A 22,927-nucleotide genomic window follows, 5' to 3' on the forward strand; every position below is an offset into this window, starting at 1 on the left:
GCGGTGCGCGACTGCCCTACGGGCTTACCACATGATCACGCGCTGCTCGGGTGGCAGATACATCGGGTCGCCCGGCTTGATGCCGAACGCTTCATAGAAGCCGGGCTGGTTTTTGACCGTGCCCTTGGCGCGGAATTCTCCCGGCGAATGCGGGTCGCTCTTGATCTGCGCGATGGCCGCTTCGGGACGCAGTTTCGCGCGCCATTTCTGCGCAAAGCCGATGTACAGGCGCTGTTCGCCCGTCAAGCCATCGATGACTGGCGACGGCTTGCCGTTCAAGGAACGCTGGTACGCCTTGTAGGTGATCGACAGGCCGGAATTGTCGCCGATGTTCTCACCCAGGGTCAGCTCGCCATTGATGTGATAGCCCGGCACAGGGCTGTAGGCGCCATATTGCTTGACCAGCCCGGCTGCCAGCGCCTTGAAGGCCGTACGGTCCTCTGCCGTCCACCAGTTGCGCAAGCGGCCCTTGGCATCATATTGACTACCCGAATCGTCGAAGGCATGGCTGATTTCATGGCCGAAGGTGATGCCGAGCAAGCCGTAATTGACGGCGTCTTCCGCTTTCACGTTGAAAAATGGCGGTTGCAAGATGGCCGCCGGGATCGTGATGGCATTCAGGGCCGGGCTGTAGCTGGCGTTGACGGTTTGCGGCGTCATCGACCATTCGTCGCGGTCGACCGGTTTGCCCAGTTTGGCCAGGTTTTGCTGGCGGCTCCACGCGCGCGCGGCGCGCACGTTGGCGATCAGGTCGTTCGGCCGCGTCTGCATGCTGCTGTAGTCGCGCCAGGTATCGGGGTAGGCGATCTTCGGCTTCAGGGCGGCCAGCTTGAGCTGGGCTTCCTTCTTGGTTTCCGGGCCCATCCAGTCGAGCTGCTCGATGCCCTCCTTGAACGAGGCGACGAAATTGTCGAACATTGCCATCACGCGCGGCTTCGTTTCCGGCGGCAGATACATGGCCACGTAGCGCTTGCCGACGGCGTCGCTGATGGCGTTATCCGTGAAGCGCAGCGCCAGCTGCCACTGCGGTTCGCTTTGCGGCACGCCGCGCAGCACCGTGCCGTCGAAGGCGAAGCGCTCCTTGACCGTGGCGCTGTCCAGGTAGGAAGCATAGCTTTCGATGATGCGCCAGTTCAGGTAGCTCTTCCACGATGCCAGCGGCACGGCGGCCAAGGTCTCGGAAAAGCCGGTCATGAAGCTGGGCTGGCGTACGACGGCCGAGGTTTCCTTTTTCGCCAGGCCGGCGGCGGCGAAATACGCGTTCCAGTCGAAGGCCGGCGCCAGTGCGCTGAATTTGTTGAAATCGACGCGGTTATACGACTTGACGGGGTCGCGCATCTGCACGCGCGTCCACTGCACGGCCGCCAAACGCGTTTCGAGGTCGAGGATCTGCGCCGCGTGGTCGGCGGCGGCCTGGTCGCCGCTCATGGCCAGCATGGTTTTGATATGTTTGAGGTACTTGGCGCGCACGGCTTGCAGCTTGGCGTCGTCGTCCTTCAGATAATAATCGCGGTCAGGCAAGCCGAGGCCCGACTGGCTGATGTTGACCGTGTAGCGTTCGGGGTCTTGCGCATCGGGCGCCACATAGGCGGAAAACGGCGTCGCAACGCCATTGCCTTGCAGGTAGGCCAGCAGCGCCGGCAAGTCTTGCTTGTCTTTCAAGCTGGCGACGCGGGCCAGTTCGGCCTTCAGGGGCTTGAAGCCAGCCGCATCGCGCGCCTTGTCATTCATGAAACTCGTATACAGGTCGGCGATCTTGTGCGCTTCGCTGCCGGGCTTGCCGGGGTTCTTGACGGTGGCGTCGATCAGGCCGCGCAGTTGACCTTGGGCGATTTCGCGCAATTCGATATACGTGCCCCAGACGGATTTGTCGGCCGGAATGTCCGTATTGCGGGTCCAGACGCCGTTGACGTAGCCGTAGAAATCATCGCGGGGACTGACTGCCGGGTCCAGGGTTTTCAGGTCGATGCCGGAGACGGGCGCGGCAGCATTGCTGGCTTGGGCGTACAGCGACGGCGAAGATAAGGCGAGCAAGGCGCAACAGGCGGCGCTGATGAGTGAACGTTTCACGAAGATTCCTTTAATTGTTTTAACTTCATGTTGGAGAACATGCTGTGTCCAGGCATGGGAGGCAGGATTATAGTCGGCCTTCCAGCGAGCAACAATGACAGTTGAACAATCCCAGCGATCAGCGGATCAGCAGATCAAACAGATCCAGGCCTTTTTTATCCTGATTTTTCAGCATGTCCGCAAGCGAACCCGGCGTAGGCCCGCCATTGCCGGCCGCGTGATTGAAATTTGAAGAAATTGGTCATCTTGCCGGTGGTATTGTATTCCGCCATCGCTTGCGCCACGACCTGGCTGCGCCAGGCCTGCTCTTCATCGTAAGCCTGCGTAAAGGCGGCGCGGCGCTCGTTGATGGTAAAGGTCCCACTGTCATCATTCGTGATGGCGGACAATTGCTCGCGCGACAAGCCCGCAAACGGATTGGGACCCTTGTTGTCGACAAACGCGGTGGCGGCCGCCTTGTGTTCGGCATCCAGCGGATACAGAATAAATATTACTATAGAGCAATAAATATCGATGCTTGTCGCAGGGAGTTCACGGAGGTTGCTCTGTACGGCGATGACAGAGCCTGCCCCTACTTCACCGGCTCGAACGTCACCGTCAGCCCGTTGCCCGTGGTCCTGATCTGCGTCGGCACGAATTGCACGCCCGCATAGCGCAATTCGTCGGGCTTGAAGGTGTAGATCGGTGTTTCATGCATGAGCTGGTCGGCCACCAGGCTGGCCACCTTGGCGAACTGGCGCTGCTGCGACTCGTCCATGCCGTCGATGGTGACCTTGTCCACGCTCGCTTCGCTCAGGTACACGGCATTGCGCCGGGCGTCGAGCACGAGGCGGCCCGACATGGCCAGGCTGCCGCGCCAGCTCTGGCGGATGAACGGCGGCAGGACGCTGGCGTCCACGCTGAGGGCGACTCTTTCGCGCTCGGGCTGCAAGGACAGTTGCGGATGCGTCAGCTTGACGTCCAGCACGGACAGCACGCGCTTGTCGATGGGAAAGCGGCGCTCCAGGCCTTGCTGCATCTTGCTCAGCGACACGTTCACGTCGCGCGGGCCGATCAGGGTGGAACACGCGGCCAGCATGGTGCAGGCCAAGGCGGCGATGGCGGCGGTTTTCAGCAAGGGACGGATGGCGGTCACATTCATGGATAGTCTCGGTAGAAAGATGGCGCCATCTTACACATGCGGCCGCTTTCACGCAAAAACCGGCGCCCACCTTGCAGCGGGCGCCGGTTCCTGTGTTTACCTTGTCAGCGGACGAACAGGGCGATCAGTATGACGATGGGCAATGGGATGCCCAGAAGCAGCAAGAGGATGGAACGCATGGCAGACTCCTTGATTTTATGGTGGGGGTTCAGATGGTGACGTGGCGCAGCACGCGCTCGTGGTCGCGCTGGCGGCCGCCGAACGTTGCGGCCAGGCTGGCCACGAAAGCACCGAGCAGCAAGGCGACGAACATCCACAGGGCCGTGTGGGCGCCGGCCTTGCGCGCCGTGTCGGCCGCTTGCTGTGCTTTCGCCTTGGCATCGGCGGCGGCCTTGGCGGCGCGACCGTAGACGGCGTCGACCCGCGCTTCCGCTTCAGCCTGCGTCAAGCCCGTGCGGCTGGCCACGACCTGGCCCAGGTAGGCGCGGTCATCGGCGGCCAGGCTGCCCGTGGACAGGCCCGTGGCGACGATCTTGCCGATTTCCACGCGCTGGTCGGCGAGCGTCACGCCGGGGTTCGCCATCGCTGGCGTGCCGGTGGCGGCAGCGGGCGCGGCGCGCAGCAGCATGTCCGAGAAATAATCGAGCGGATTGACGCTGCCGCCGCCCTCGCCCGCCTTGGCGCCAGCCGCTGCGGCCGGGGATACTGCCGCCGCCACGCCGCTGCCCGCATCGATGGCGCCGCTGAGCACGGCGCGCGTGCCGCCGGCCAGCACGGCCACGGTGATCAGGGTAGCCACGGCCCAGGCCAGCAAGCCGTGCGCCGTATCGCGGAAATGCACCTCATCCGTGTGGATGGAACTCCATTTCACGCGCAGCCGGCCCGCCATATAGCCGCCGATGCCGGACGCGGCCAGCTGCATGAAGGCCAGCCAGGCGATGGTCGATACGCCGATGGCCGTCGCGTTGAACGACCACGGCGACACGGAAGACAGGCCCAGGCCCACGCCGAGGATCAGCAGGATAAAGGACAAGGCGGCGGCCGCGGCGGCGCCCGCCAGCACGGCGCCCCAGGACACGCCCGGATTGTTCAGGTCCGACGCGGACAGTTGTGTAGCTTGCATGGAATTCTCCCTGTTGACTTGATTAAGTTGCAGAGGGAAGCATGCCGCGCCGGCGCCGCCGCGTATGTGCGACGCCATACACAATATTAATTTTTAATACACTCACTTATGTACCTGCCTACTTGATGCCGTGGTGGTTCATCAAGTCGTACAGGGTGGGCCGGCTCACGCCCAGCAGTTCGGCCGCCTTGGCGATATTGCCGTCGGCCCGCGCCAGCGCGCGCACCATCACCTTGTATTCGGCCGCGTCGCGGGCCTGGCGCAGGTTGATGGCCTCGTCCACGGGCGCCGCCTGGGCGCTAGCGGGCAAACCCAGGTCGTCGGCGGCGATCTGCGGCCCGTCGCTCATGATGACGGCGCGCTTGATGCAGTTTTCCACCTCGCGTACATTGCCGGGCCAGCCATAGCTTTCGATCAGCTGCAGCGCACCGGCGCTGAAATGCAGGTTGCTGCGTCCTTCTCTGGCACAGAACTTGTTCTTGAAATGGTGGGCCAGCAAGGCCGCATCGCCGGCCCGCTCGCGCAGCGGCGGAATGCGCAAGACGATTTCGCTGAGCCGGTAAAACAGGTCTTCGCGGAAGCGCCCCTGTTCCGCCAGCACCTTCAGATCCTGGTGCGTGGCGCAGACGATGCGCACGTCGACGGCGATCTCGGCGCGCCCGCCCACCCTTTCGATCACCCTCTCCTGCAAGAAGCGCAGCAGTTTCGCCTGCAAGGCCATCGGCATGTCGCCGACCTCGTCGAGAAAGAAGGTGCCGCCGTGGGCCAGCTCGATCTTGCCCAGGGTTTGCCGCGCCGCGCCCGTGAACGCCCCTCGCTCATAGCCGAAGAGCTCGCTTTCCAGCAGGTTTTCGGGAATCGCCGCGCAATTGATGGCGACGAAGCGCTGCGCGTGGCGGCTCGACAGCGCATGCAAGCCCCGCGCGATCAATTCCTTGCCGCTGCCCGAATCGCCCAGCAGCATCACGCTGGCCGACGACGGCGCCACTTTTTCCACGCTGCGGCACAGTTTCAGCATGCCGGGGTCGCGGCTGACGATGCCCGCCAGCGGCGAATCGGCCTGCGTCTGCAGCATGCGGCGGTTTTCCTGCTGCATCGCGTGCAAGTAAAACGCGCGGGCGATGACCAGGCCCAGCATGTCGGCCTCGAACGGTTTCTGGTGGAAATCGTAGGCGCCCAGCGCGATGGCCTTTAAGGCATGCGCGCGCTCCTGGTTGCCCGACAGAATGATGACCTTCGTGTCCGGCGCCAGCGCGAGGATTTGCTGCAGCGTGGCCAGGCCTTCCGTGGCGCCGTCCGGGTCGGGCGGCAAGCCCAGGTCCATCGTCACCACGGCCGGCTGATGGCGCCGCACCAGCGCCAGCGCCGCCTCGCGCTCGCCAGCCAGCAAGACTTCATAGCCGTCGAAACTCCAGTGCAGCTGCTTTTGCAGGCCGGGATCGTCTTCGATGACCAGCAGTTTCTGTTTGCCCATGGCACTCCTTTGCTAGGCCGCGTGCAGCGGCAGGATCACGCGGAACGTCGTGCCCACTTGCGGTTCGCTGCGCACTTCCAGGCTGCCGCCCACTTCGCGCAGGTATTCGCGGCTTTCGAACACGCCGATGCCCATGCCCGCCGTCTTGGTCGTGTCGAACGGCTTGAACAGGCGCTCGCGGATGAATTGCTCGCTCATGCCCTGCCCCGTATCGTCGAGCTCGACCACGGCCATGCGATGCTCGCGCCGCAGCCGCACGTCCACCGTGCCATCGCTGGCCGTGGCCTCGATGGCGTTCTGGATCAAGTGGCCCAGTACCCGTTCCAGCCGCGCGCGGTTGGCCAGCACGGTCAGCTCGCCATCGACGATTTCCAGCCGGGGTGCCGGCGCCAGGCTGGCCTTGGCCGCCACGGCCTGGCGCAGCAAGTTATCGAGCAGCAGCGGCGCCGGTGCTTCCGGCGCCTCGCCGCGCGCCAGTTTCTGCAGCAAGGTCTTCATTTTCTGCACGGAATGATCGAGGGTGCCCAGCATGTCTTCCTGAAACGCGGGATTGGCGCGGTGCTTTTCCGCATTGCTCAGTAGCAGCGACAATTGAAACACCAGGTTTTTCAAGTCGTGCACGATGAAGGTGGACATGCGGTTGAACGAGTCGAACTGGCGCGCCACCGTGAGCGTATCGAGCGATTCGCGGTGCGCCAGGTAGCTGGCGGCCTGGCTGCCGGCAATTTTCAGCACATCGCGGATTTCCCAGTTCAGGCCGATACGCGTGCGGGGCCGCGCCAGCGCGACAAAGGCGAACAGCTGGCCATGCAGCATCAGCGGCACCAGCAGCCACACATCGGGCAGCGCCAGCAGTGCGGGCGGCAACTGCAAGCCGCCGTACTGGAGCGGGTTGCGCTGGCAGTCGGGCACGTCGATCACCCATAGTCTTGCCTCCAGGAATTGGCACAGGGGGCCGGACGCCGGTTCGCTCCACGTGCTCGGCGGCCAGTTCCAGCTGGCAACCGGGGCAAACTGCCCCTGCTCGCGCAAGATCCACAGCGCGCCGGCGCGGCTTTCCACCAGTTGCGCCATGGCCTGTATCGTGCGCTCGCCCAAGGCCGGGCCATCTTCGGACAAGGCGCGTGTAAATCTCAGCCATTCTTCGCGGTAATCGAAGATGGCATTGTAAAAATGTTTATTGATGGTGACCTTGAGCTTGGCGCGCAGGCTGCCGGAAAACAGCACGCCCGCCAGCAGCAGGGCCGCCCCGCCCAGGTAGGCCATCTGCATCAAGGAGCCCCAGGTGCCGCCGAAATAGCGCAGATAATAGGCGCTGGCCGCCATGGCCAGCAGGTAGATGGCCGAGCCCAGCAAGGCGGCCGAGCGGTACAGCATCTGGCGCGAGACGGACAGGCCCAGCGCCCAGCCCGGATTGCGCGCGGCCGAGACGGCCAGCAGCGGCGCGCACAGGGCATCGACGATGCCGCGCGCGGCCCAGATGTCATCGTTGATCGCGCGAAACAGCAAGGCGTCGCTGTACAGATAAAAGTCGTAGGCAAACAGGCCGCCCACGCCCAGGCAGGCGAACTTGATGCCCCAGCGTTTCAGGGGCGGCGTGTTGCGATACCACTGTTCCACCAGCAACATGCCCAGCACGGCCAGCAGCAAACGGCTGACGCTGGCGATAATGCGCGCCGGCAAAGGCAGCGCCAGCCACGACGAGGCCAGCGCGGACAACGCTGGCGCCAGCGCCGTGAGGACGATCCCGGCCAGCACCAGGCGCAAGCGGGGCCGCGACGGTTCGATCAGCAGCAGCAAAAACACCAGCCAGGCCAGGGTGCGCAGCAATTCCAGCGCATCGCCGGCCAGCGCGATGCGCTGCCTCAGTAGCACCAGCACCACCGTGCCCGTGGCCCAGCCGCCCGTCGCCAGGCAAGCCACCAGCAAGGCGCGCACATTTTGCCGCGCGCGCCAGTTGCTGATCAGTAGCAGCGCCAGCACGAAGAAGGCCAGCGACGCCAGGCCATGGCTGAGCGCCGCCGCGTCGGCCGCCGCCAGCCAGTCCGATTGCGCCCGTATCATCGGCTGCCCTTGCCAAACAGCACCACCTGTACCGTGTCGAGCAAGATCAGCAAGTCGAGGAACAGGCTGTTATTTTTTACATAATACAAATCGTATTGCAGCTTCTTGACGGCATCGTCGACGGAGGCGCCATACTGGTAGCGCACTTGCGCCAGGCCCGTGATGCCCGGCTTGATATTGTGACGGATGTTGTAGTACGGCACCTGTTCCTTCAACTGCTCGACAAAATAGGCGCGCTCGGGACGGGGCCCCACAAAACTCATTTCGCCGCGAAACACATTGAGCATCTGCGGCAACTCGTCGATGCGCAGCTTGCGAATGACATTACCCACGCGCGTGATGCGCGCATCGTTGGTCAGCGCCCAGATGGGCTTGCCGTCGCGCTCCGCATCGCGGCGCATGCTGCGAAATTTCAGCACATTGAAGGGCAAGCCGTCGCGCCCTACCCGCTCCTGCTGGTAAAACACGGGGCCGCCGTCTTCCAGGCGGATGCAGATCGCCGTCACCAGCATCACGGGCAGCGCCGCCAGGCAGATGACGCTGCTGGCGGCCAGGTCGAACAGCCGCTTCGAGGCGGCGCGGAAAAAACTCTGGTCGAAGCCGCCGCCATAGATCAGATAGCTCGGTTGCAATGAATCGATGCGGATCTGGCACGCTTCGCGCTCGAAAAACGTGGCCGCGTCGATCACCTTGACGCCGCCCAGCGCGCATTCCAATAGTTGCTTGGCGGGAAACGCGCCATTGCGCCGGTCGCTGACGGAGACGACGATCTCATGCGCCGCATGGCGCTGGGCCATGGCCAGCAGTGACGGTTCGGCCGGCAGCAAGGCCGAGGCCGGCACGCAGCGTTGCTCTCCCGCCACATCGATGCAGCCGACGACGGTAAACTGATGGAAACCGATCTTGCTCGCTGCCAAGTCCATGCACTCGCGCGCCAGCGCCCCGCCGCCCACCAGGATCAGCCGCCCTTCCATCAGCGCCGATTGCGAGGATTTGAACACCACCAGGCGCGCCAGCAGCACGCCGATGGCGCCCAGCCCGAAGATCAGCACGCTGCCGCGCCCGAACTGCAGCGACGGTATGAAGCGTATCAGCACGCTGAGCACGGCAAAGCCCAGCGCGAACGACGGCAGGATGCGTAATAAGGTGTTGCGGATGTCTTCGCGCGAGCGGTGCTGGTACATGCCCAGCGCGCTCATGCTCAGCACGATGACCAGCGCAAAGATCGTGGACGACAGGTAAATCTCGCCCACGCGCAGCACGCGGCTGCCGTCCGCCAGCCACAGCATCGAAGTCAGGGTGGCCGACAGCAGCAAGATCAGGATTTCCAGCAACAGCAGGATAAACGCTGTTTTCGAGACATAATGGCTGAAGATGCGGATCATGGTTCCTCCTGCGGCTGTCTTGCCATGATGGCGAACTGTTCCGCGAAGACATTGATGCGCCACAAGCTACGGCCCCAGCTATCTTTCGCTTGCAGAATTTATCTCAACACATTACCGAATGAGGGGAAATGGCATATAGTATGCTTCCCCTAAAAGAGATGAATGTCATGAAATTTGATGTAGCGATTGTCGGCAGTGGCCTGGCGGGTTTATCGGTTGCACTGCATTTAGCTGAGACGCGCACTGTCGCGATCATTTCCAAACGCGCGCTGCTCGATGGCGCCAGCAACTGGGCGCAGGGCGGGATCGCAGCCGTGCTGGACTCGGGCGACAGCCACCAGCAGCACATCGAAGACACCCTGATCGCGGGCGGCGGCCTGTGCGACGAGAGCGCCACGCGCTACATCGTCGAGCACGGCCGCGAAGCGATCGAATGGCTGATCGAGCAAGGCGTGCCATTTACGCGCGACGCCTCGGCCGAGCTGGGTTTCCATTTGACACGCGAAGGCGGCCACAGCCAGCGCCGCATCATCCACGCGGCCGACGCCACGGGCCATGCCGTGCAAGTGACCCTGGAAGAAAAAGTGCGCTCGCACCCGAACATCAGCCTGTTCGAACACCATTGCGCGATCGACCTGATCACCTCCGACAAGCTGGGCATGAAGCCCACCCAGCGCAACGCGCAACCGCATTGCCACGGCCTGTACGTGCAGGATGAGCAAACAGGCAAGGTGCACACCTTTGCCGCCGAGCACACCGTGCTGGCCACGGGCGGCGCCGGCAAAGTGTATTTATATACAACGAATCCCGACACTGCCAGCGGCGACGGCATCGCCATGGCCTGGCGCGCCGGCTGCCGCGTGTCGAACATGGAATTCATCCAGTTCCACCCGACTTGCCTGTATCACCCGTACGCGAAATCGTTTTTGATCACCGAAGCCATCCGTGGCGAAGGAGGATTGCTGAAACTGCCGCCTGAAGCGGGCGCGGCGGCCGGCACGCGCTTCATGCTGGCCCACGATGAGCGGGCCGAACTGGCGCCACGCGACGTGGTGGCGCGCGCCATCGACTTCGAGATCAAGAAGCGCGGCCTCGACTACGTGCACCTGGACATCAGCCACAAGCCGGCCGCCTTCCTCATCGAACACTTCCCCACCATCTATGCGCGCTGCCTGGAACTGGGCATCGACATCACCAAGCAGCCTATCCCCATCGTGCCCGCCGCCCACTACACGTGTGGCGGCGTGGTCACGGATTTGGCGGGCCGCGCCGACTTGCCGGGCCTGTATGCCGTGGGCGAGACGGCGTGCACGGGTCTGCATGGCGCGAACCGCCTGGCATCGAACTCCTTGCTGGAATGCATCGTCATCGGCCGCGCCTGCGCGCAAGATATCGAAAGCAAGGAAAAGCTGGGCACGCCGTATTTGCCCGACTGGGATGAAAGCCGCGTCACGGATGCGGATGAAGAGGTGGTGATTTCCCACAATTGGGACGAACTGCGCCGCTTCATGTGGAATTACGTGGGCATCGTGCGCACGACCAAGCGTTTGGAACGTGCCCAGCACCGCATCGCCCTGCTGAAGGAAGAAATCGACGAGTACTACCGCAACTTCCGCATCACGCACGATTTACTGGAATTGCGCAATCTGGTCGACGTGGCCTCGATGATCGTCAACAGCGCCCTCTCCCGCCGCGAAAGCCGCGGCCTGCACTTCAGCCGCGATTATCCGGAGACCTTGCCGAAGGCGATAGCGAGTGTGCTGACGCCGCCGCATCGCTAGCCTTGCCAGACCCAATGGAACCCCGGCAAAGGCCGGGGTCAGACCCTGAGGGTCTGACCCCAGTCCTTGCTTTGGGTTATAACTCCGGCATCTCAAACTCAATCCCATCCTCCGTGTACGACATCTTGGCTGAATCTCCGGCGCACTTGCCCTGCGGCTCGTCCGCCACATAGCGGCACTCGCTTTCCAGGTTGCCATCGGCGCGCCAGTGCCGCGTCCAGCCCTGGCGCTCGCCATCGACATATTCGATCAGCTGCCTCGGCTTGCCATCGGCATACCAGGAACGCAATGTGCCCTCCTCGCGCCCGCCCGCGTTCCATTGCTTGTGCACGAGCAAGACGCCGGTGCGGCTGAAGCGCTGTTCGCTGCGCAATACAAAGTGGCCGCTGTGCGTGCGCTTGGCTGCCACCTTGCCGTCCGGATAATATTCGACGCTGTCGCCCGCAGGCTTGCCGTCAACGTAGTTCGTTGTGCGCTGCACCTTGCCATCCGGGAAATAACCGGTGCCCGGCCCCGTCTGGACGCCGTTCACATACAGGCTGCGGCTTTCCACGGTGCCATCCGGATAGAACAGCAGCAGCTCGCCTTCCGTCTGGCCCTTGATCTGGGTCATGCGCGTGCGCAGCTTGCCGTCCTGGTCGAACGTTTCCACCAGGCCATCGGCGCGGGTGCCGTTACGATAGGTGCGCGACTCGATCAGCTTGCCACTCTGGTGAGAAGACTGCTCCTCCCCCTCCTGCACGCTGCGCCCCTCGCGCGCCACCTGCATCTCGACCTGTCCGTGCGGGTAATACATGCTGTAGTTGCCCACCAGCTTGCCGCGCAAATAATCGGGAGCGTTGACCTGGCCGATCAGCCGCTTCGGTGCGCCTTCCCGCACATGATAGATCTCGACTTGCCAGGTGCCCGGTGTCTTGCCGGGCGGCAGTGGCAGCACGAGTGCATAGCGCGCCTGTTCCTTGACTTCGCCGCGCGTCAGATTGTGGTTCAGGTACAAGCGCGCCTTGCCATCGGCACAGGCTTGCGGCTCGCAGCCGCCCAGCTTGCCAACTTCGGGCATGCTGAGCGCGCCAGCACCGCCTGGCGCGGGACAGGATGTGATACGCATCAGCAAGGGCGTCCTGTCGCGTATCAATTTGGTCAATTGCTGCTTCATGGCAACATATTGATCTTCATCCAGGCGCACGGAAACGGCATTCATCAGCACCTGCCTGCCGCCGCAGCCGCTGTCGCTGGCGAGGGTCAGCACATCGCCGTCGGGCGTCGCCTTGATCTCGGTGACTACTTGCCGCTGCTCAATCTCGGCGCTGGCCAGCGCCGGCCACAAGAGCAAAGCCGCCAGCAGACAATTCAATTCAAGGCGCGCCATGCTTGCTCCTTGCGCAACAGTTCCCGCGCTGGCGGTGCTTCGCCGCAGTCGCCCTGGGCCTTGCCGGCCACATACCGGCATTCGCTTAGCAAGCTGCCGTCCTCGCGCCAGCTGCGGCGCCAGCCGTCGCGCTGGTCGTTCACGTAGTCAATAGAATGCTCGGGCTTGCCGCTTTCGTACCACGAGCGCGACGTGCCTTGCTCGCGCAGTTGCGCATCCCAGCGTCTTTCCAGCACCAGCACGTCCTGCGGGCTGTAGCGCTGCACGCTGAGCAGCCCGCCCTTGTCGCCATACTGCTGGCGGCTTTGCACCTTGCCGTCAGGATAGAATTCCAACGCCTCGCCCGTGGGTAAATCGTTGACCTGCGTCATCCTGGCCCGCACGGCGCCGTCGGGGTAGTAATTCGTCGTCAAGCCATTGAACTTGCCATTCTGCATTTCCGCGCGGCTGGAGATTTTTCCATCAGGGAAGTACGTGAGCATCTCGCCTTCCATCTGTCCACCGCGCAAAGTGTAGCTGGTGCTCAGCTTGCCATTTTCATCAAACGTCTGCACGGGACCGTCGACGCGCTTGCCGTTGCGGTAGCTGCTCGTCTCGCGCAGCTTGCCCGTGGCGTGATATTGCTCATGCGTGCCTTCCGGCAAGCCATGGCGCCAGCTGCCACGCGATTCCAGCCTGCCATCGGCACGATAAAGGCTGGTGACGCCCTCCTGCCAGCCCTGCCCGTCCTGCGCCACCTGTTTCTCGATCTTGCCGTTCGGGTAATATGTGACAAAGCCGCCCACCAGCTCGCCGGATGCATAATCGGCCTTGCTGACCTGGCCCGACAGGCGCAGTTTGTGCCCGGCCACGCTATAAATGTCCACCTTCCACGTACCTGGCAGTTTGCCTTTCGGCAAGGGTAACAGCAGCACATTCGGTGCGTTTTCCTGCTCGGTGGGGTAGAAACGTTCGTGCAGGTACAGGCGCGCCCGGCCATCGGCGCAGGCGGCTGGCGTGCAGGCGGCGATCTCGCGCACGATGGGGACGCTCCCGCCTTCCGGGCATTTTTTCAGGGTGACGAGCATGGGCGTCTTGTCGCGGATACGCCGGGCCAGCTCGGCTTTCAGCGCCTCGTACGGCGCCTCTTCCAGGTTCACTGAACGCGCATCCATGCGGATCTGCTTGCCGCCGCAGGCCGTCGTGCCCGCAATCGTGAACACGTCGCCGCCTTCGCTGTCGGGTTCGCTGGCCATGCTTGCCAGCACATGGCGCTGCACGATGTCCGCCTGCGCCATGCCTGAGTACAGCAAGGAGGCGCCCAGCAAGGCGCATATCGTCTTGATTTTCATGCTATTCCTTTAATTTTCCGTCGTTGCGGCCACACCGGCCGGCACGAAGCTGACCCGGCCGTTGCGGTAGCGCACCAACACCACCACCTTAGCATCCCGCAATTGACCGTGCTGCACGGCCGGCAAGTAGGTCCAGCGCTTCACGCTGTCGAGCAGCACCTTGTTGAGCATGGGTTCCATCGGCAACTCGGCCGCCGCATAGCTGAGGGTGCCGTCGGCGGCAATGGTCAGGGTCAAGCGGTTTTCACCCGTTGCATGTTTTTCATCAAGCACGCCATACGTCACCGTTGTCATCGTCTCGCGCTGCACGCCGGCCACCTGGTCGCGCAAGGGCGGCAAGGCCTTGAGTTTGGTCGCCAGCAGCGCGCCATCGGCCAGCGCCTTGTCCCAGCGCTTCTGGTAATCCCACCCCTGAGCCAGGCGCAGCACCTTGGCGTTCAGGTCCATGCGCTGCATCGTGCGGGCGACGCCATTGTCGGCCGCTTCGCCCGGTTCCGTCGGCAAGGCGTTCTGCACGGCATACCGGTAAGCCGTCAGCTGCGCCAGCGCCACCATGTTGACGGCATCGCGCTCGTCGCCGCCGCGCAGCAGGGCCGTGGCCGCGATGCCCAGCCAGGCAACGCCATCGGTGGGGCGGGCCCACACGGCTTGCTCGAAATACTGGCGCGCCGCCTGCGGTTCGTTCAGGCTCAGGTGCATGCGGCCCATGGCCGCCGCCGCCAGATAGTCGCGCGGATCGGCTTGCAACTGGTCAAGATAGGTGTACGCCAATTCGGGGGAGTAGCCAGGCATCGCGCCCAGGCCTTCCATCAAGGTGGTACGCAGGCGCGCGCGCGTCGGGTCGCCGCGGTAGCCCGAAGACTTGTCCTCGCCGGCCCGGTACAGCAGCTGCAAGCCGCGCGTGACGGCGTCGTCGTCGCCCTTGCCGACCGCTTGCGACAGGCTGTGCACTGCCTTGCGCGCATCGGACGGCTGGAAACTGGCTGTCTTGCGCGGGCGCCAGCCAAATACTTCCAGGCCAGCCGCCTGCTCGGCTTGCGCCTGCAAGGTGGCCTTGGCCTTGGCTTCATCGGGCGACGAGGTCCAGGCCGTAAAGCCGATCAGGAACAGCACGATCAGCAGCACCACGACGGCCCAGCCCTTGCCCGTCATGCCGCCGCTGCCCGCCACGGGGATGAAGACCGGCGCCTGGCCCGGCGCCGTATGGTGCGCGCCGCGCGCGCTGCGCGGCTGCGGCAACGATGGCTGTTGCAGTTGCATCTGCTGCGCTTGCACGGACGCCTGCCCGGCCGCGACGATGACCTTGTCGCGCGCGCAAGCGGCGCAACCGTGGCCCGCAAAATGCTGGTGTTCGGGATTCACGGCGCAAATGGTCAACTTGCCGCCGCTGCGCTGCGCATAGCCGCGCAGCAATTGCGCCCAGTCCGCCGCCGACGGCCGCTGGGATTGTGGCGACTGGGAAAACGCGCGGTCGAACATGGCGCGCAGTTCGGGCGGCATCAGCGCATGGCCGCTGGTGGCATTCGGCGCCAGCTGCTTGTGGCGTTTGACGCCATACGCATAGCAGCCGTCGCGGATGCGCCCGGGAATATCGGTCGCCACTTGCGCATTGCCGGGTCGCCCGCTGTACGGGTGGATGCCGAAGTTGAGCAACTGGAAGATGATGACGGCCAGGGCGAAGCGGTCTTGCGCCATTTCCGTGCCCGCCGGCATGCCCTTGCGCTGGAATTCCGGCGCAAGGTAGTCGGCCGTGAATTGCTCCGCCGGAAAACGCTCCGCATGGCCCTGGATGCTGAAACCGTCGCAATCGAGCATGGCGATGTACAGCGAATCGCGGTAAAAGCGCAGGTTCACGGGCTTTAAATCGACCACGTAATGCTGCTGCTGGTGCAGCGCGTCGATGACGGCGGCCAGGTTGGCGGCCAGGGTCAGCTTGGGACCGAGTCCCGTGGGCAGGCCGGCCGCGCGCGCTTGCCGCTCCTGCATGATCTGTTCCAGCTCGGCCGTTTGCGCCATGTCCAGCAAGGGCATGACGAAACCGGCAAAGCCGCCCTGCCCGTCGAACACGGCCGCTTGCGGCCACGCGATCTGCACGTAGCGCTTGCCGTTTTCCAGCTGGTCGGGCAGCTCGGGCGACAATTCCAGCATCGCTTCGAGCTTGCGCCGGTTGGCGGCCCGGTCCAGGTGCGGGTGGTACAGCTTGGCGACCTGCGCGGGCGCGCCGGGCAGCAGATACACGCTGCCCGCGCCACCGCTTTTAATCAGTTTGCCCAGCACCAGCGTTCGGACTTTATCCAGCCAGATCTTGCCGCCCGGACTCAGACCGGGCGTGACGCCCTGCTTCTGGCTCATGCGCGCAAGGCAAGCAGCAGGGTCTTGTCGTCGCCCGTGATCTGGTGCGTGCGCGGGTCGGCCAGCGTGGACGCCAACGCCGCATTGCCCAGTTCAACGCTGTCGACCGTGCGCAGATAGCCTTGCACGGCATCCATGAACGGCGCATACAGCGAACCATTGTTCTTGCTCATGGCAAAGGGCATGCAGCCGTCCGACATCAGCACGACGCCGCGCACGAACGGGGGAATCGGCAACAGGCGCAACTGTTCGCGCCAGCGCTCGCCGCTGATGAAATATGTTTCGTTGGCATATTCGCCATTCGCGGGCAGCGAGATCAGTTCGCCGCCGTCACTCAGCTGCGCCACGCCCAGGCCATCGCCCAGGTGGAAGAAGAAGCCGGCATCTTGCCCCATGACCACGCCGACGACCGTGCTGGCGTAGTCATCGAGGGTGGCGTTGGCGGCGTGGGCGATGTCGTCGAGCGCGGCGCGGATCTGCGCCAGGGTGCCCGCCAGCGCGCCGTCATGCAAATCCTGCACGGTGGCGCCCTGCTCCAGCCGCCCGGCCAGCGCTTGCACGGTTTGCGCTGCGACAAACTGCGCGCCCTGTTCGCTGAGTCTGGCCGAACCGGCGCCATCGCAGACGATGGCCACCAGCACGTCGTTCACGACGGCATGCGCGTGCGCGTCCTGGCAAGGGATGGCTTTATCCAGATGCGCCTTGCCCGTGACGGAGGCGCCGAACACGCGCCACTGCTGATTTACGATCGCCATGGATCAGCGGGCTTTCACGTACTCACGACGGACCAGCCGTCCGTCGAAGCCAGCTGCGCCTGCGCGCCGGGACGCGACTGCGACACCACCTGCATGCTGGCGCTCAGCCACAGGAACAGTTCGCGGAACTGCAAGCCCTTCAGCTGCTTCACGCCCCGCTCGCCACGGCTGGAAAACTGCCCCAGCGTATCGATATTCGCGTTGTCGCCCACGGCGATGGGGAAGATCGCCACTTTATTCGCCTGCTCGGCCGCGCGCGCCTGTTCGGCGCCGTGCTGCCATTGGTCCGTCGGCTCGCCGTCCGACATCAAAAACAGCCATGGCCGCGTGTACGCCACGCCAGCAGCGCGGAAACGCTGCTTTTCCTGCTCGATTTCGGCCAGCGCCAGTTCGACGGCCGCGCCGGTCGGCGTGGTGCCGTTCGCCTCAAGGCGGGGCGCCGTGAAATCCATGGCGTCGCACCAGTTGCTGGCCACCACGGCTTCATCGTGGGCGCCATATTGAATCACCAGGATGCGCACGCGCTTGGCGGCGATCACGTCGGACTTGAGTTCCTGTTCCAGCAAGGCCAGCCCTTCGTTCAGCAAGGAGACGGGTTCGCCCGCCATGCTGCCGGAACAGTCCAGCACGAGCACCAGCGGCGTGCGTTGTTCGGTATTGTCGACCAGGGCGACGTCGGGGATCATTATTGAACTCATGGGCAATCGGTAAATGTGAAATCGGACATAATGCGAATCTTACATCACGCACCGCGACTTGCCGCGCGAGATTGCGCTGATCCTTGGTCGACTTTGCCTGACGCCAAAATCTGGCCTAACTTGATGAATGCCCGGATGGCCCTGGGGCTATACCTGATAGCCGCACCCCGCAAAATATCAATCCCCATCTCATTCGGATGAATGATGCGCCGCGCAGCACCCTTGCCTAGACTGGCTCCAGCCTCACGCCCGCCCGACCGGGCCACGCGCCAGGGGCACTCAACCATCGAGGGTCGACATCATGAAAACCATCATCCTGAGCACATTGCTGGGCCTGTCCGTCACCTGCCTGGCGCCGAGCGCGCAAAACCTGCCCCAAGATAAGACCGTGGACGTGCCGGGCCACTCGCTGCGCATCGACGTGCCGGCGCAGCCCCGCCACATGCTGCGCGAAGACTTCCAGCAATTCGTGGGCGCCTACGACCTGTCGAATGGCGACACCCTGCAGCTGCGCCGCGCCGGCGGCATCATGTATGCACGCATCGGCAACCAGCCCGAACACCGCATCGTCGCCACGGGCCGCAATGCCTTCGTCGCGCTGGACCGCCAGCTGAAAGTGCGCATCGACCATCACGACGATGGCAGCGTGGGCGGCGAGCTGGTGATGGTGGTGCCGGCACGCCAGTTGGCCGATGGCAGCGCGCAGGGCGAGCATCTGGCCACGCTGGGCTTTCCAGGCCGCTGACCGTGGCACGAACTGGCGGACGCCATGGACATGCCGATGACAGCGCAGCAGCAGGCATTGATCGCCCGCCTGTATGACGCGGCCCTCGACGATGCGCTGTGGCCGCAGCTGTGTCGCGACCTGGCCGATGCGTGCGGCGGCGCCAGTGAAACCATCCTGATCCTGGAAAGCGACAGCGGCGCGCAGCTGCTCAATCCTGCAGGCCACTTCGGCAAGGAGGCTACCAGCGCGTATGAAGCGTATTACTGGCAGCACGATATCTGGGCGAAACTGGCATACCGCCTGGGCGTGGGCCAGGTACACGACAGCGCGAAGCACATTCGTCCGCGCGATTTCGAGCGCACGGAATTCTATGCCGACTTTTGCCGCCCGCACGACCTTTACCACGTCATCTGCGCAATCTTGCCCATGGCGCCCGGGGAATCTGCCCAGCTGGGTGTGCACCGCCAGCGCACGCAGGGGCCGTTTGCGGACAGCCCACTGGTGCAGGCGCAACTGCAAGCGCTGCTGCCGCACCTGCAGCGCGCCCTGCGCATCCGCTCCCGCCTGGCGCACAGCGGCATGCAGGAGCGCACCACGCGCGCGGCGCTCGATGCGCTCGACACGGCCGTGCTGCTGGTAGATAGCCGGCTCGACGTGCTCTACGCGAATGCCAGCGCACTGGCCCTGTTCGGTCCCGGCCTGGAACGCAGCCTGCATTGCCCGGCTGGCGGCAGCTCCCGCTGGTGCGCGTTGCCGCAACTGGCGCAAGCCGTGCGGCAAGCCATCGGCACCGGCCAGGGCAAGCGGGTCGCCGCGCCCATCGCCAGCGCCGTGCGCCTGCCGCGCCCGGGCGCACCCGACCTGTGCCTGACGGTGGCACCCTTCCAGCCGCCGCAAGGCCAGTCCACCCAGCGCCCATGCGCCCTGGTGCTGGCGCGCGACCCGCAGGCACCGGCCATCGCCGTCCCTGCGCTGCAACAGTTGTTTGACCTGACGCAAGCCGAAGCGCTGGTGGCCCAGGCGCTGGCGCAAGGCGCCGCCATCGACCGCATCGCCGCCGATACGGGCGTCTCCATCAACACCGTCAGGACGCATCTGCACCACATCTACGACAAGACCGGCACGGCGCGCCAGGGCGAACTGATCGCCAGGATCCACCAGGATGCGGGAAACAATGCGGGCACATCAACGGCATCATTTAGCACTCACAGCATAAAGAGAAACATGTGAGTTATTGGCCAGTCAGAGGCAACGCCTACTGCTGGAAGAACACATCGTGTTTCACCATCAGCGTCTGATCTAACTCGCATTAACAAATGGAACGAAAATTTTCACGACATTTGTTCTTATTAGAGAACAATACCGGATTGATCCATATCATGAAAACAACAAAAATAAATGCCGTCACTATTCATATTTACTAACATGAAATTCCATTCTGAAAAAATTATGTAAAGCCACTTAGCAATACGGACATTGAAAGAAATAAATCATGTTAAATAAAGTAAAATTTATCGCTATAGCCACCTTATCAGCCACATCCATGTCGGCGAACTCTTGGCCAGACGGCAATCAATCCAATTGTCTTTACGCAGTGACGGTATCTGGCACTCCCAGCCGTCAAACTCCGTGTCCCGCCGCGGACCCCATTGATCTGGCCAACAACGAAAGTATAAAAATAGCCATTTCACTATTAAATATCAACATGAGCGAGTTAAGTTTTCGAGGATGTGAGCTTGGACGATTCTCTGCGATGCCAGATGATCGCAGTGATAAAAAATATATTATTTCATACAAAATAGATAAGGAAAAATTTCTTGCTCCGACCTTGCACGAGCTATCACATGTTCTGCAAATGAAAAACGCAGGAGGTTCGCTTGCGCTTTCAAAAAAATACCGATCAAAACGCATTGAGCTAGCCGCAGATTATATGACTGGCGTCATGTTTTCACGACTATTCAAAAATATGGACCTCAAAAAATTCGAACAAAACATATTACTCACCGGACTTTATTTCGAATCTTCGGAATTGGCACATGGCAGGCCAGACGAACGTATTTCTGCATTCCGACTTGGCGTATTTGAAAAAAAAGGAAAAATAAACATGTCAGAAATCGAACTTGATTTCCAAAGGAATATATATGCGAAATTTTTCTAGGCCTCTGACAGTACTGCGCGGCCTCGCACTACTTGCAACAGCATCCGTGTACACACTAGCCTATGCGGAAATAAATTTGGGTGTACTAAGCGAGTGCAAGGACATCGCAAGCGTTGTAGATGAATTAAAAAAAGGAGCGTTGCCTGCGGCAGATGAATGCAAGTTACCACAACGTAATCTGGAATATACGCTGATGCAACGCGCAGGTGGCAAACAGTCAAAATTGTGCCTACTGAAAAGTACCTCCGTCGATTTGCTCAGCGACTTCACCTGCTTCAGATATAGCACACCTGCCAATGGTGCAATGACATGCTTTCGGCGTGCCAGACTCAAGGATATCACTTCCTACAAACAAGACTACGAGAGGAAGGGGGCGACAATGGTACAGGATTATCTTGCCGCAGCCTCGCAATGCAAGGTTTCAAATGGCAATAGTTCCGTTACCCCATATGTCGCCTTTCCGAAAGTATTAACTTTTATCGCAAAATTTGAATTCGGATTTACCACATTCATCGGAAATGGCCGTAAAACGGATAGCATTATTCAACACGGCTATGCAAGGACGGATGCTTCCATTACATCCGATATTCCAGATGCCATTGAATATATTAGCTTCAATATTTCACCTACTCAGAAGCAATCTTCAGTCAATGAAAAGAAGATAGGGAAATGGACAATTGAAATAAAAAAACATGATGACTACGATAAAGAAATTAATGCGGAATTACGAAAAAAACATCTGCGACTCCTTATCCAATCAATCGACTATGATCTCGAAAAACAATCAGAAACAGACATTCCGATAACGAAAAAATAGCCATACTTGATGACATTCAGAAGAATATATCCAGTTCTCTCATAAATGAGAAATTTACTCTTATCAGAGATGAGGATTTCACAAAAATTGGATTGACGCGCAAGAAGATAATTGAAGAGGCAGATAAAAAAATGGCTTTTGGCGTATATAAAAGAAACCAAATACAGGTAGGCGAAAATATCCTGATGGTATTCAATACGCATCAACCCGCTTGCACCGAAAAAAATTCGGGTGCCGTAGCGGTGTACTCTTTCCTTGTTCTTCCGATGAAAGACGTGGCATCGGACTTTGGCAGTGTGATGCTGACCTTCACCGGCATAGACAACTGTTCGGACTCTTTGCGAAGCGATGTTCAGGACTACTTGGCAAGGTTAAATGAAGTCATCAGGAAAAAAATATTCTTGGTCCTGCAGAGCCACTAGGTCGGAAATTCCATCAAGCAGACATTTGAAAGGTGAAATTATGTATATCTCCAGACGTACCATGCTGAAAATGGCAGGTGCTTATGCATTCCAGACAACGGTAAATGTTCATGCATCAATGAGTTTACCGGCCGATACATATAGCGACCGTACCGCCATGGACAAATGGATAGCCAAGGCCTTGAAATCGCCGCAGGCCGCGACGAATAGTATGCACCTAGTTGTCAAGACCGGCCTGGTTATATACGCGTTTAACGAATAATTCCGGCTTTTTCTCCTGCCATTTCTTCATCGCCTGAATCGGTGTTGCGTTATCCAAGGCGCGCTGGGGAATGTTGTGGTTGTAGATTTTCAGGTAATTGCGCAGCGTCGATTCCAGTTCGGCCCGGGAGCCGAAACGAGTCTGGTTGACGACCTCGCTGATACGGCCATTGAAGCGTTCGACCATGCCGTTGGTTTGCGGGTGACGCGGCGGAATCAATCGATGTTCGATCACCAATTGCTTGCACAGCACGTCAAAGACATGCTTGCCGCTCGGGATACGGTCGCCGCTGACAGGGTCTTTTTTCTTGCTGGTAAAACGGTCGGTGAACTGGCTGCCGTTGTCAGTGAGTAGTTTGACGATGGTGATCGGGCAAGCATTTTTCAGTTTGAGCAGGAAGTCGGTACTGCTGCTGTCGGACTGGTTGGCATAGATTTCCATGAAGACCCAGCGTGTGGCGCGGTCAATGGCGACGAACAGGTAACGGCGTTCGGTTTCATCGAGCATCTGCGGTAAGTACTTGATATCCATATGTAAAAAGCCCGGCTCGTAGTCCTTGAACGACTTTTTGGTAACCGGTTTGTCGTCTTCGAGTGCGGCCATTTTAAGCAAACTGGAGACACCATGGCGCCGCAAGCAGCGGCCCAGGGCGCCACGCGAAAGCGCCGGGTTGACGAACTCACGCGCCACCGCCAGCAAGTCGTCGGTGGGCAAAAGCAAGGTGGTGCGTAGCGCGATGACGACCAGTTCCTGCGCTGGCGTCAGCGTCGTATGCATGGTGTGGGGCCGGTGCGAACGGTCCTCGGCGCTGTCGCGGTTCTGCCATTTACGGATCGTCAGGCGGCTCACGTTATAGCGCTCGGCAAGCTCCCGTTGGGGCAGTGTCGAGTTGCGGATTTCTTCCCGGATCAGGTGGGTGGTGCGGGCTCGGCTGTGAAGGGCTTGGGTCATGGCGCTGGCGGTGAGGTGACAGGAATCAACAGTGTACTCAACAGGCG

General features: G+C 61.5%; 19 protein-coding genes. 6 read left to right on the top strand and 13 right to left on the bottom strand.

What is annotated here, in order from left to right:
• Positions 1–24 precede the first annotated feature (24 nt).
• The 7 genes from KY494_RS03190 to KY494_RS03220 form a co-directional block, all read right to left on the bottom strand.
• Positions 25–2,070 (bottom strand): M13 family metallopeptidase, encoded by a 2,046-nt coding sequence (locus KY494_RS03190; protein ID WP_219889878.1) that lies wholly within the window; start codon positions 2,068–2,070, stop codon positions 25–27.
• Positions 2,071–2,225: 155 nt separating this feature from the next.
• Positions 2,226–2,459: a hypothetical protein gene (locus KY494_RS03195; protein WP_219889879.1), complete on the bottom strand. Its 234-nt coding sequence runs from the start codon at positions 2,457–2,459 to the stop codon at positions 2,226–2,228.
• Positions 2,460–2,641: 182 nt separating this feature from the next.
• Entirely contained in the window at positions 2,642–3,211 is a 570-nt protein-coding gene (locus KY494_RS03200) for a DUF1439 domain-containing protein (protein ID WP_219889880.1), read from the bottom strand.
• A gap of 208 nt (positions 3,212–3,419) precedes the next feature.
• Complete coding sequence (locus KY494_RS03205; protein WP_219889881.1) at positions 3,420–4,334, bottom strand: hypothetical protein; 915 nt, start codon at positions 4,332–4,334, stop codon at positions 3,420–3,422.
• A gap of 118 nt (positions 4,335–4,452) precedes the next feature.
• Complete coding sequence (gene prsR / locus KY494_RS03210; RefSeq protein ID WP_219889882.1) at positions 4,453–5,808, bottom strand: PEP-CTERM-box response regulator transcription factor; 1,356 nt, start codon at positions 5,806–5,808, stop codon at positions 4,453–4,455.
• 12 nt (positions 5,809–5,820) lie between these two features.
• The gene (gene prsK, locus KY494_RS03215) at positions 5,821–7,872 is read right to left on the bottom strand and encodes an XrtA/PEP-CTERM system histidine kinase PrsK (protein WP_219889883.1); all 2,052 of its coding nucleotides are present in this window, start codon (positions 7,870–7,872) and stop codon (positions 5,821–5,823) included.
• On the bottom strand, positions 7,869–9,257 hold the full coding sequence (locus tag KY494_RS03220; protein ID WP_219889884.1) for a TIGR03013 family XrtA/PEP-CTERM system glycosyltransferase: 1,389 nt from the start codon (positions 9,255–9,257) through the stop codon (positions 7,869–7,871). The genes prsK and KY494_RS03220 overlap by 4 nt, the downstream gene beginning before the upstream one ends.
• A 167-nt stretch (positions 9,258–9,424) precedes the next feature.
• Between KY494_RS03220 and nadB the strand changes: the two genes are divergently transcribed.
• Complete coding sequence (gene nadB, locus KY494_RS03225; protein ID WP_219889885.1) at positions 9,425–11,038, top strand: L-aspartate oxidase; 1,614 nt, start codon at positions 9,425–9,427, stop codon at positions 11,036–11,038.
• A gap of 76 nt (positions 11,039–11,114) precedes the next feature.
• Here the strand turns inward: nadB and KY494_RS03230 are convergent, their stop codons facing one another.
• From KY494_RS03230 to KY494_RS03250, 5 genes are read right to left on the bottom strand one after another with little or no spacing between them, the layout of a single operon-like run.
• Complete coding sequence (locus KY494_RS03230) at positions 11,115–12,407, bottom strand: toxin-antitoxin system YwqK family antitoxin (RefSeq protein WP_219889886.1); 1,293 nt, start codon at positions 12,405–12,407, stop codon at positions 11,115–11,117.
• Positions 12,389–13,738: a toxin-antitoxin system YwqK family antitoxin gene (locus KY494_RS03235; protein ID WP_219889887.1), complete on the bottom strand. Its 1,350-nt coding sequence runs from the start codon at positions 13,736–13,738 to the stop codon at positions 12,389–12,391. Before KY494_RS03235 ends, KY494_RS03230 begins: the two co-directional genes overlap by 19 nt.
• Before the next feature lie 9 nt (positions 13,739–13,747).
• Positions 13,748–16,090 (bottom strand): hypothetical protein, encoded by a 2,343-nt coding sequence (locus tag KY494_RS03240; protein ID WP_219889888.1) that lies wholly within the window; start codon positions 16,088–16,090, stop codon positions 13,748–13,750.
• Positions 16,087–16,845 carry a PP2C family serine/threonine-protein phosphatase gene (locus KY494_RS03245; RefSeq protein ID WP_219889889.1) on the bottom strand — a complete coding sequence of 253 codons (759 nt, stop codon included), beginning with the start codon at positions 16,843–16,845 and terminating at the stop codon, positions 16,087–16,089. Before KY494_RS03245 ends, KY494_RS03240 begins: the two co-directional genes overlap by 4 nt.
• 14 nt (positions 16,846–16,859) lie before the next feature.
• Positions 16,860–17,543, bottom strand: coding sequence for a VWA domain-containing protein (locus KY494_RS03250; RefSeq protein ID WP_219889890.1), 684 nt, complete (start codon positions 17,541–17,543; stop codon positions 16,860–16,862).
• A 301-nt stretch (positions 17,544–17,844) separates the two neighbouring features.
• Between KY494_RS03250 and KY494_RS03255 the strand changes: the two genes are divergently transcribed.
• From KY494_RS03255 to KY494_RS03275, 5 genes are all read left to right on the top strand, one after another.
• Positions 17,845–18,288 carry a hypothetical protein gene (locus KY494_RS03255; RefSeq protein WP_219889891.1) on the top strand — a complete coding sequence of 148 codons (444 nt, stop codon included), beginning with the start codon at positions 17,845–17,847 and terminating at the stop codon, positions 18,286–18,288.
• Positions 18,289–18,312: 24 nt separating this feature from the next.
• Complete coding sequence (locus KY494_RS03260) at positions 18,313–19,500, top strand: helix-turn-helix transcriptional regulator (protein WP_219889892.1); 1,188 nt, start codon at positions 18,313–18,315, stop codon at positions 19,498–19,500.
• Positions 19,501–19,762: 262 nt separating this feature from the next.
• A complete protein-coding gene (locus KY494_RS03265; RefSeq protein ID WP_219889893.1) occupies positions 19,763–20,428 on the top strand; it encodes a hypothetical protein in 666 nt (221 codons plus the stop codon).
• Complete coding sequence (locus KY494_RS03270; RefSeq protein ID WP_219889894.1) at positions 20,412–21,245, top strand: hypothetical protein; 834 nt, start codon at positions 20,412–20,414, stop codon at positions 21,243–21,245. The genes KY494_RS03265 and KY494_RS03270 overlap by 17 nt, the downstream gene beginning before the upstream one ends.
• 92 nt (positions 21,246–21,337) lie before the next feature.
• Positions 21,338–21,667 carry a hypothetical protein gene (locus KY494_RS03275; RefSeq protein WP_219889895.1) on the top strand — a complete coding sequence of 110 codons (330 nt, stop codon included), beginning with the start codon at positions 21,338–21,340 and terminating at the stop codon, positions 21,665–21,667.
• A gap of 217 nt (positions 21,668–21,884) precedes the next feature.
• On the opposite strand, the gene KY494_RS03280 is transcribed toward KY494_RS03275, so the two are convergent.
• Positions 21,885–22,880, bottom strand: coding sequence for an IS481 family transposase (locus KY494_RS03280; RefSeq protein ID WP_219887870.1), 996 nt, complete (start codon positions 22,878–22,880; stop codon positions 21,885–21,887).
• Positions 22,881–22,927: the final 47 nt, after the last annotated feature.

Source organism: Janthinobacterium sp. PAMC25594, assembly GCF_019443505.1.
Classification (GTDB): Bacteria; Pseudomonadota; Gammaproteobacteria; order Burkholderiales; family Burkholderiaceae_D; genus Janthinobacterium.

Bases quoted from the DNA above. Each gene is read 5' to 3' on its own strand.
- KY494_RS03200 (WP_219889880.1), bottom strand. From the start codon at position 3,211: ATGAATGTGACCGCCATCCGTCCCTTGCTGAAAACCGCCGCCATCGCC.
- KY494_RS03205 (WP_219889881.1), bottom strand. From the start codon at position 4,334: ATGCAAGCTACACAACTGTCCGCGTCGGACCTGAACAATCCGGGCGTG.
- prsR (WP_219889882.1), bottom strand. From the start codon at position 5,808: ATGGGCAAACAGAAACTGCTGGTCATCGAAGACGATCCCGGCCTGCAA.
- prsK (WP_219889883.1), bottom strand. From the start codon at position 7,872: ATGATACGGGCGCAATCGGACTGGCTGGCGGCGGCCGACGCGGCGGCG.
- KY494_RS03220 (WP_219889884.1), bottom strand. From the start codon at position 9,257: ATGATCCGCATCTTCAGCCATTATGTCTCGAAAACAGCGTTTATCCTG.
- nadB (WP_219889885.1), top strand. From the start codon at position 9,425: ATGAAATTTGATGTAGCGATTGTCGGCAGTGGCCTGGCGGGTTTATCG.
- KY494_RS03230 (WP_219889886.1), bottom strand. From the start codon at position 12,407: ATGGCGCGCCTTGAATTGAATTGTCTGCTGGCGGCTTTGCTCTTGTGG.
- KY494_RS03235 (WP_219889887.1), bottom strand. From the start codon at position 13,738: ATGAAAATCAAGACGATATGCGCCTTGCTGGGCGCCTCCTTGCTGTAC.
- KY494_RS03240 (WP_219889888.1), bottom strand. From the start codon at position 16,090: ATGAGCCAGAAGCAGGGCGTCACGCCCGGTCTGAGTCCGGGCGGCAAG.
- KY494_RS03245 (WP_219889889.1), bottom strand. From the start codon at position 16,845: ATGGCGATCGTAAATCAGCAGTGGCGCGTGTTCGGCGCCTCCGTCACG.
- KY494_RS03250 (WP_219889890.1), bottom strand. From the start codon at position 17,543: ATGAGTTCAATAATGATCCCCGACGTCGCCCTGGTCGACAATACCGAA.
- KY494_RS03255 (WP_219889891.1), top strand. From the start codon at position 17,845: ATGAAAACCATCATCCTGAGCACATTGCTGGGCCTGTCCGTCACCTGC.
- KY494_RS03260 (WP_219889892.1), top strand. From the start codon at position 18,313: ATGGACATGCCGATGACAGCGCAGCAGCAGGCATTGATCGCCCGCCTG.
- KY494_RS03265 (WP_219889893.1), top strand. From the start codon at position 19,763: ATGTTAAATAAAGTAAAATTTATCGCTATAGCCACCTTATCAGCCACA.
- KY494_RS03270 (WP_219889894.1), top strand. From the start codon at position 20,412: ATGCGAAATTTTTCTAGGCCTCTGACAGTACTGCGCGGCCTCGCACTA.
- KY494_RS03280 (WP_219887870.1), bottom strand. From the start codon at position 22,880: ATGACCCAAGCCCTTCACAGCCGAGCCCGCACCACCCACCTGATCCGG.